The 1666-nt window shown below is 52.8% G+C and carries 2 protein-coding genes; both read left to right on the forward strand.

Annotated elements, in window-relative coordinates; translation table 11 throughout:
- Positions 1–868, forward strand: an 868-nt coding sequence (locus tag VZ95_RS26305; protein WP_198148453.1) for a hypothetical protein, incomplete at its 5' end; no start/stop codon positions are given.
- On the forward strand, positions 865–1666 hold an 802-nt coding region (locus VZ95_RS24685; RefSeq protein WP_156995481.1), incomplete at its 3' end, for a hypothetical protein. The genes VZ95_RS26305 and VZ95_RS24685, both read left to right, overlap by 4 nt.

Below are 1666 nucleotides of genomic sequence, written 5' to 3' on the forward strand. Positions count from 1 at the left end.
TCTTAGTATTTTACAGGCACTTTCGCTCGCTAAACCCAGTCATGCCTTGGAGTATTGGATTACGGATCTGGGGATGGATCTTGCTGAATCAGGACTTGAGGCCTGGGCGGCAGGGCATCTTGGGGTCGATCCAGACGTAACACATGCCGATCTGGTTATGGTGCTCGTCAGAATGCATGGGTACATCTCGCTCTGTGCGACCGGCGATGGGCCACTTCTGATTTCCTGGTCTGTGCTCTCCGTTGATCCGGCGGCTCTCGGTCATTTGAAACGCCAACTTGAGGTTTGGCCAGCAAACTCGCGCGGCTATCGCATTTCAACCGAGGTCGCACCAGCATTGCTTTTGTCCTCAAAGGAGGAGGCGCTCCGCTTCGTTGAGAGCGCGCTTGGGCAATGTGGTTTTGGGCGGGGCAAGCAGCCCACCATAATTTCCAATCGTTTGCCGTTGGCTGAAGCGACGGTTAAACTTCATCGGGTAGGGGCTCACTTTGCCTCGTTTCAATCCTCTCGGGATGTAACACTCGACATTGACGCTTCACTGATTGATACCGCCGTTGTCTATCATGTTACGGACCATGGTCTGTTCACTGCGGCTGTCGGAACATCTCTGCCGTTGCTGTTTGGGATCACTGCGGGTCATATTATAGGTCGTCCGACACTGTCAGAGCCGACACCACGACCTTATCTCGACATGGTCGTGGCTCATGTTTCAGAGGCTGTGGCACGTCGTCAGCCTACCCTCTACCATATTCATTTAAGCCAATATCCACTTGACGTAGAATATCAAAGGCTGACGGTTCCTCTGACACATCAACACAAGGTTGTTGGTGCCGTCACTATTGCTGACAAATTCAGAGGAATATCATGAGCTACACCAGTCTTTCGCCTTACTTGGACAAGTTGCTTCCGGTCCGCCCATTAACCCTATCGCGCGTCTTAGGTACGCGGGCCGGCCTGATGGTTACCGGATTGGAGAGAGAGCACGGCCTGAGGAGTTTTGTCTCCGATGATCCTTACGATCTTCTACGCATTCAACAGATTGAGGAGAAGAACGGGTTTCTGCCATTGTTTCCGACGCTCGCCCCTAACCTTGGGCCGAAGACGGATCGCTTGTGGGTTGCGTTATGTTTTCATGACAAGATCGTCGCGACCGGATGTGCGGTCAGTCTTTACGTTCCTTATCCTCAAACGCTCGCCCAGCATTTTGAAAGCCTCGATCTACTCTATGGGGACCCTGATCGGGCACGCCGGGAAGGGGCTTCGGTAAACTGTTCAGCTTCAATATCCCATACGATTCGCGGCCATATCACCTTCGTATTAGGTATGTGGACGCACCCGGAATGGGGACGGCGCGGGCTGGCGCGAAAGGCCTGCAATCTCGTAATGATGATGGCTTATTCCCATTGGTTGCCAGATTGGATTTTGGGCCTTGTCGATGAAAAGAGTTCGACAACGCTGAGTTGGCGCAATCCCAAGCGTCCTGAAGCTGGGGGTTATCTCTTTCGTCACCGGGAACCCGAACTCATTATCAAGGTTCCAGGATGGGAGCCAATGGTTGAAGATCTTTTGGCGACGTCTCGTTCGCAGTTTGAAGCGGATCTTTTAGGCTATAATCCAGCAGCACTTCCCGTCGAGGCAGGGAAAACACAGCCCGACGTTCTTGATC

It is taken from the genome of Elstera litoralis (assembly GCF_000963705.1).
GTDB classification, from domain to species: domain Bacteria; phylum Pseudomonadota; class Alphaproteobacteria; order Elsterales; family Elsteraceae; genus Elstera; species Elstera litoralis.